Source organism: Carboxylicivirga sp. (assembly GCF_982718395.1).
On sequence record NZ_CEXQWX010000222.1, the window covers coordinates 1 to 8238 of the forward strand.

The following is an 8238-nucleotide window of genomic DNA, read 5'->3' on the forward strand; positions in this document are numbered from 1 at the left end:
TGGTCGTAAGTATTTGAACAGCTGCCACCTCCTCATAAGTGATGTCAAAAGTTACCTCATCACCATCCGGATCAATAATATAATCACTCAGGTCTAATGTATAAGCGTCTTCTGTTTCAATGGCATATACCTGCTCTCCTATTTCAACGTTTTCAATAGGAGCACGGTTAACGTCTGTTACGTCTACTTTTAAGACGAACTTGGTTGTATTACCATGACTATCTGCTCCTTCAACTGTAAACTCATGTTTTCCGGCAGCATCGTAATCAGGTGTGAAAACGATATCAATCGTATTATCTTTTAGCTCATAGCTAAAGTGTTCTTTATCCTCTAATATCTGAAGAGTAAAATCATCACCTTCCTCATCATTGGCAATTAACTGATACTCTAATGTGTCATTCTCAAATATGGTATAACTCACCTCAAAACCATCGTTATATTGAGGACCTTTATTTCGTGTTAGTGAAATTGGCAGCTCAGTTATTTCATTGTATGGATCGTTGCTTTTGAACTTAAGCGATGCCAAATTTACTCCTTGCTTGGCATAAGCTGAGTTAAATACTAATTCAAGCTCAACTTCCTCACCTACAGCAACATTACCAATAGCTTCGTTATTCAATACACTCCAGGCATTACCACCCGCTTCCAGTTCAGCTGCCCGTGTAATCCAACCAAGGGTACCATAACCGCTCTCCGTGGTTTCAAACATGTCATCACCATTTCCGAAGTAATAACGTTGATAGACTTCTTCTTCACCTTTATGAGTTCCCTGCGGATAACCAATAAATTCATCATACTTAAACTGAACAAAGAATTTCTCATTAGGGAAGAAATACTGGTTTTCATCTAATTCTATGGTTATTATTTCTCCAGTACCAGAAGCTGCATCGACAACATGATAATAACGCTGTGTATATAATACTTCACATTCGAAATAGTCTTCTGATCCACCTAAAATTGTAACGTCAATGTATGAATCCAACATATCGCCCCAGGCATACCAAGTCATCACATGTGACAGGTTAAAACCATCTTCGGGAGCATAAAATCCAGTAACTGAAGTAAAGCTCATATTGTTAGATCCAAATCCAACATTACCGGCAGAAGATGTTGCCTCCTCGTATTGCAATACCCTGTTGAATTCAATTTCTTCAACAGCTGTTGAAGCAGCTTTCAGATTACTGACTGCTTTATGCTCAAGCTTAGCAACATTTGCCGCAGGCATACGATTCGCAGCTTTTAATGAAGCTGAGTTACTAAATGGATTAATATTGCGTTCGAACACAAAGCTGATTTCATAGTCAAGATCTGTTGAACCATTGACATTATCGAGAATAAAAGTTCTTGTTTCTTCATGCTCATTAGTATCAGCAAATACATGTATACCCTCTGATTGGATATTAATTACCGGTGGCAATGTGAATTCAGCTGATACCGGTATTTTCATCGGACTGTTTTCCAAATCGCAATACACCAATATGGTATCATTTATAATACCTTCCTGCATTGGAATAATCCTTAGGTTAAATGTTTCACTGCCCAATGGTTTCAAAGTATGGTTGATACGTTTACGTGAAATATCAACCCAACCGTCTTCAGCAGATCCACTTCCAAACTTATTGTCGTCACCCATAACAACGCCACTATTGAAGCCGCTCATTAGTTTAATATTACTAATAAATAGATTCCTGGTTCCTTTATTGGCTATTGTATAATTGAAGTCATAACGTTTGTATGGCGATACATAACCTTCATCATCGTGATCAATTATCATCAGTTCACCAAGGCTCAATGTATCTTCAACAACAACGCTGTCCTTTCCTATAATATCAAGTGTAACAGGAATACCGAAATCAGGCTCAGACGGTGTATTATTCTTAAAAGTCAGATTTTCTGTATACTGTCCATGGTATAATGATCTGGCATTCAGGAATACATCAAAGTCAACAGAACTTTGTGCATTAACGGTGTAGGTTTCCTGAGGTAAGAATGTAACCACAGTACCATCATGTATAATACCAGATGTTCTGGCAGAAACCTGTAGTCCTTTAGTACCATCCTGATTTTCAATTCCAACTAATGAATTACCGGTTACAAAGACTGCTGTTTCCGGTTCATCAATATCATACATATATTTGATGATACCATTCTTATATATCCATACCTCAACGGATATTGGTGTACCTCCTACATTGGAGCCCATATCCTGGTATCGTACAACAAACTTATCATCATACGCCTTTGTATATATCCCAGTCTTTGGATAGAAATTAGGATTTGAAGAACCATTAAATCCAAACATCGGAGCTAAGAAAGTATGAATACCTGCTGTATTTGGAATATAATATTCTGGTCCCCATTGTCTGCTTTCCTGATCAGCTACAAAGGTGATAACTCCGGTAATTCCAAGATATAAGGAGTCGTATTTTTGTCCGTAAAAACTTATTTCATATGGCATTGGAACGGCTATCCAGAAGGAATCCGGATCTAGAATATCACCTGGAGTGTTCAGTTTGTCACCTGTAATCATCACATCACTTGGAATATGAAATGGAGATTCTGAATCATTCTCAATAGTATAGATATAATCTACATCACTTCCATATGATTCGCTACCTGAAGGGAGAACATTGATCCACTCATTGGCAAATGGTGATACCTTCATTGCATTTAAACCGGTGTTGTTAATTGAGATTTCCACTTTTGTTGAATCACCGTAATTAAGTGTTTCAATAATTTCATCATGACTAGATGATATAAATGGTGCTTCAACTACATTACACAACACATCAACACGATGAGTATCCCCCTCGTCCGTTGTAAAGATGAGCACATCCTGTTTCAATCCAAGAGCATCAGCAGTAACTGTGATGGTATAATCGGAGAATGTTCCCGGTCTTAATTCAACCGGCATATAACCTTCTACTTCAAACAAGTCATTCTCGAATGCCATAGAAGTAAACTGGCCAATTGCTTTTCCGTCATTACCAAGTCTAAGCTGGGTAGTTTGAATGGCTCCCTGGAATACATCACCAAAATTAAGCACTCCTGGTTCAAACGTAAAGTTAGCAACTCCACCTGATGTTATATTCAGGTTGATTGTATGGGTTACCGGATTATTAACCGGGTCATTACTAACAATATTGATGCGTTCTTCAAAATCTGCAACATATAAACTATCTGTAATACCGTTGAAGCCAATCTTCACTGAGTCGCCAACATGAACAGTACCAAAAGCATTGGCAACAGACTTTAATGTACCATATCCAGGATTTTTAAAGTAGATCTGATTACCGGTAGCTGGATATATACCTTCAATAAATGGTTCATCGCCACCAGTTCCGTAACCATTTAATACCAGATTATCTCCCAGATCAAAATCTTCAATCATTATAAGTGTACTGGCGCGATTAAACCCTAAGGATCTTGTTCCAAGTACTTCTCCCAGATCTTTATAATTAAAATCTATGTCCCCATTTTGGTGCAATACTATCTGGAAAGTAATGTTTTCATCAAGCCAGCCTATACCAGTAGTAGTTACACTTTCATCCCATATATAACTGCCATGTACCACATCCTGGTATTGTAGTATAAATTTGCCAGGGAATTGCTGATAGTAAATCTTTCCTCCCAGACTTAAATCGAAAGGCATACCCCAGGCACAGATTAATTTACTTGGTTGTGCATAATTATTATAACCAGCTGGTTTTGCATTAAACCAGCCATTATTTGCCAAGGACAGCGCCCCTTGGTTAGAAATATAACAGGTATCATATTCGTTACCGAAATATGGGAAGCTAAATCCTAAAAGTGCCTCTTCTAAGACCACACTACCATCTAATCTGAATACATCAGTAATATCCACACCTGAATACTGAATATCAACCCATTCAAATGCTTCCTCACCCGGTTCTGGCACTTTCTCACCACCCACATATCCAAAATTATGAATGGAATTTAAATCGAAATCAGGCATATTTGATCCATCAGCAAACTTTGGAACGTAGTATTGTAAAGGATAATCTCCATCGTTACGTAAGTAAAATTCACCTTCGTATGTATCTCCCAATGACAGGTTCTCTAAAAAGCTTGTTAGTGGGCTTACAACAGCTTTTGCCGGAAGTGTACCAGCTCCATATAAATGGAAAGTATGTGTATTACCATTTTGATCGGTAATTGTTACTTTGGAATTAATGGCACCTTCTTTTGTTGGCGCAAAGTAGAATGACAACTCAATTTCACGTTCGCCAGGTACAACGCGTGGCATTGTTCCTACCAATTTGAAATCGGCATCATCTATCACTATATCAAGCGGACTGCTATCATCGCCAAAAGCTCCTAATCCAATGTTACTAATTGTGATGGTTTCTGTTTTATTCTCGCCAATAAAAACATTATCAAAGTTGATAATAGCATCACTCTTCAACTGATGAGTCTGACCAACTACATCAAAATCCAATTCAAGTGTTTTCCAGTTATTTTCATATCCGTCACCAAACACATCAACATTGGCATTATAATTACCATTTATCAGTTTAGCAGCATTTACAGTTAAATCAACTGTAGCACTCTCGGATGGATTTAAGTAACCTGAAGTAGGAGATAGTTTCATATAGGTGTCCAACTCAACCAGTTCATTTAATGCAACAACATCCCAAACTTTTGTATAGTCATAATAGACATCCCTTAGAAGATTCCAAGTCACTCCCTGATCAGTACTAAAATACTGATGGTCTGTTGAGCCCATGGTTAATCCTTGCGATCCTAAGAAAGGATACTTGTGGCCTGGTGGAATATGGAAAACAAGAAAGAACTCGTCTCCCTGCTCAAAGAACATCTGTTTATCAAAATCAATGGCATGAAAAAACGATCCTGTCTGATCGACCGTAAAAGACTGCGAATGGATTAACCTGGCGGTGTTAATATCACCACCTTCATATACTTCGACATATAAAGGTTCCATTGGTGCTTCATCAAAAAACAAGCCTACCTCAGCTCCTGTCAGGTTCCAACCAATAGGATTAAATATCTCAAAATGAACGGCTGAAGAATTAGTTAAGTCAGTATTTGATTCACCAATTGCTGCGAGAGTATACATTAAAAGGTCTGCATCAAAATAGTGCATATACCGATCTTCAGGTTTCTGTGCATATGGTGTTAGCAGATTATTATAGTTAACTTTAATATCTTCAGTAGAAGGAGTCGAAATTTCAGAGATATTAACATTATATAACTTCCTTGGTTGCGGTGTAGTATAAATGTCAATATTCTCAACGTGATGAGCTTTCAGGTCCCATTTAAGTAAACCTTCACCTGTATTTGTGATGGTAAACTGCTGATGTGAAAGGGTATCTGCGGTTACATCAATATTAAAATTCAACACATCCTTGTCTAACTGAATAACAGGCCCTGAATTTGTTTCTACTTCTATTACAGCCGATAATGGCGATTCATTACCCCATCTATCTATAGCAGAAACTGCAATAAAATATTTGGTTTGCGGTTCTAAATCTCTTAATTCGTAATTAAAAGTTTCTCCGGCAGATTGAAGGTTGTTTATTCGAATATCCTCAATATCCTCCAGATTACTTTCATCAAATGATTCCTCTGAATAATACAGTTTAAAGTAACTTGGTTTATCATCATCTTCATCAACAGGTACTGTCCATGAAAAATATGCGAATGTATTTGATGTACCTTCATTGGATAAATCGGTGATCTGACCCGGAGCTATTCCATTATCCTGTAATAATGACAAATAAGCATCTACTGCTCCTAAACCTACCTTTCCCACATATTTCCCGTTTACTTCCATGGTGTCAATGACATTAACACCACTTAACAGGCGAGACGTTAACATGTCTTTATCAAATTCAGGACCTTTATACTCCGAAGCTATTAAAGCTGCAACACCCGAGACATGTGGACAAGCCATTGATGTGCCATCATAGAATCCATAACTATTACCTGGCATTGTACTTAAAACACCATAACTTTGCCCATTATCCACATTTCCTCCAGGTGCTGTAATATCAATCCACTCGCCGTAAACTGAATACGGTACAACTTCATTATCTTTACCCGTAGCTGCAACACCAATTACTTTTTCGTAGCAACCAGGCCAATAATTCCCTTCCAGTCCTACGTTACCTGCTGCAAAGATTACAACGCCACCCTTCATCGGGCTGTTTTCATACTGACCTGCTTCCTCAATAAAATAATCTATTGCATCTAAGATAGATTGTTCGTAAATATCTGGCTCATTCCATCCCCAACTGTTTTGTGCAATTACAGCTCCATTATCAGCTGCATATACAAAAGCAGCTTCAGGACTTCCTGTACCACTATCAGACATGATCATACAGGCCATTATCCTAACCCCATCATCATTACCAGAACCACCTGCCACTCCTGCTACTCCAATACCATTATTATTAACTGCAGCAACGGTACCGGCAACGTGTGTACCATGGTTTAAGGGCTTCACGTCGCCTTCCATGTTCACGAAGTCAAAACCATAGATATCATCTATATAACCATTGCCATCACTATCCTCACCTGGAGTACCATTTAATTCAGCTTCATTAACCCACATATTGGCTGCCAAATCTTCATGCTTATAATCAACACCCTGGTCAATTACCGCAACAATTACATCCGGATGACCTACCTGCTTTTCCCAGGCTCTTAATAAGTTAATATCAGCACCCGGGGTTCCAGGATTATCTTCGGTATTATGATAGTGCCATTGATCATCAAAACGAGGATCATCAAAAGGAGATGCACTTGTATTATTATAATTAGCAGTGGCATAGCTCGAAACCTCAGTAAAAGAATGTGGCACCAGACTTTTTTCATAAAATGGCTCTGCTCTCTCAATCTCAGCCAAATTACCATAGGCCTTAATAACCTGATTAAGCTCGGCCTCTGAGTCCACACTTATTGTATACCATAGATGTAAACCATGCTTTTGATGTTTCAGGTGATGTTTGGGAGAATATGGAATCAATCGTTCCATTTTTACAGCCTGATATTGTAAATTCAATTGATCAATGGCCTGAATTCCAACCCTGGAGTAACCACTAATATTTGTTGATTTTAATCCTGCAGGAGAAACAACTAATTCAGGCTTTAACTTAACCTTAAAAGTTCCCTGAAGCTGCCCGTCTTTATATACTTGTAATTTTTGCGCATATAATATATTAGTAAAAAGAAATATACTTAAAAACGCAATAATGTATTTTGCTGATCGAGTAGATGTATTCATTTTGTAGATTTTTCTATCGGAGTTTTTTCTTACCGTTATTTGCTTTCTTATTTTGAATCTCTAGTTGCTTTAAAAGTTTCTTAAAGACTTTATTCTCTTCTTCCCGTTTTTTTATCAAGCGGTAGATTTCTTTATCGTTAATCTCGCTACACATCCTTAGCTTATGTTATGAGTTAGAAATTTTAGGACTTGTACAAAGAAGTTAGTTATTCAGGATTACTTCAAAAAAAACACCATCTCAGCACATCTCATGCCCAGCACAAAACCTCAGCATGGATTAGTTTTAATTGCAGAAGAAGCAAATACAACCTCTCTTTAAAAATTCTATAATTCTGTTTTTATGACACTTAACACCTCTCACTAGGGTAGTGAGAGCACACAAATAATTAACGGCATTAAATTTGTTTAGATTTAAATGAGTATCTTAGTGTATCGTTATAAGAGGGAATCGCATGAAGAAATTAAACACATTTAAAATATATTTGAGTGTATGGTGCTGCATTTTTTGCGTCAGTATATTGGATACAAATGCAAATGACATCATTAGTGAAGATAGCTTAATTTATAAGCTTAATAACGTTCAAAAAGCAGAAGAGCGCCTCCCTATCTTAATGAAACTGGTTAAACTTACCAGGAAATATGATCTGAAAAAATCATTATTATGGGGTACACAAGGCGAACAGTTGGCAATAGATAAGGAAAAAGAAAAGTGGACTGCGGATTTTCAGCTCGAGAATGGGTCAACCAACTATTACCTGGGTAATTACGATGAGGCATTGGAAGACTACTTTAATGCAATTGAAGGATATGCTGCAATTATTAATCATATTGGGCTTGTGAGGGCATACAACAATACTGGTATGATTTATGACCGAATTGAGAATTATCAAAAAGCAATAGAATATTACCAACAGGCTTTACATTATTACAATTTAAGTGATGATGATAATAAGCGAAAATTTAAACGTTTT

The 8238-nt window shown here is 37.4% G+C and carries 2 protein-coding genes; one reads left to right on the forward strand and one right to left on the reverse strand.

Features of this window, described 5'->3' with window-relative positions; all coding sequences use genetic code 11:
* A partial coding sequence (locus AC4MRQ_RS23740) for a S8 family serine peptidase (RefSeq protein WP_491200217.1) occupies positions 1-7267 on the reverse strand: 7267 nt, incomplete at its 3' end.
* Between the two features lie 452 nt (positions 7268-7719).
* Here AC4MRQ_RS23740 and AC4MRQ_RS23745 point away from each other — a divergent pair.
* A partial coding sequence (locus tag AC4MRQ_RS23745; RefSeq protein ID WP_491200218.1) for a tetratricopeptide repeat protein occupies positions 7720-8238 on the forward strand: 519 nt, incomplete at its 3' end.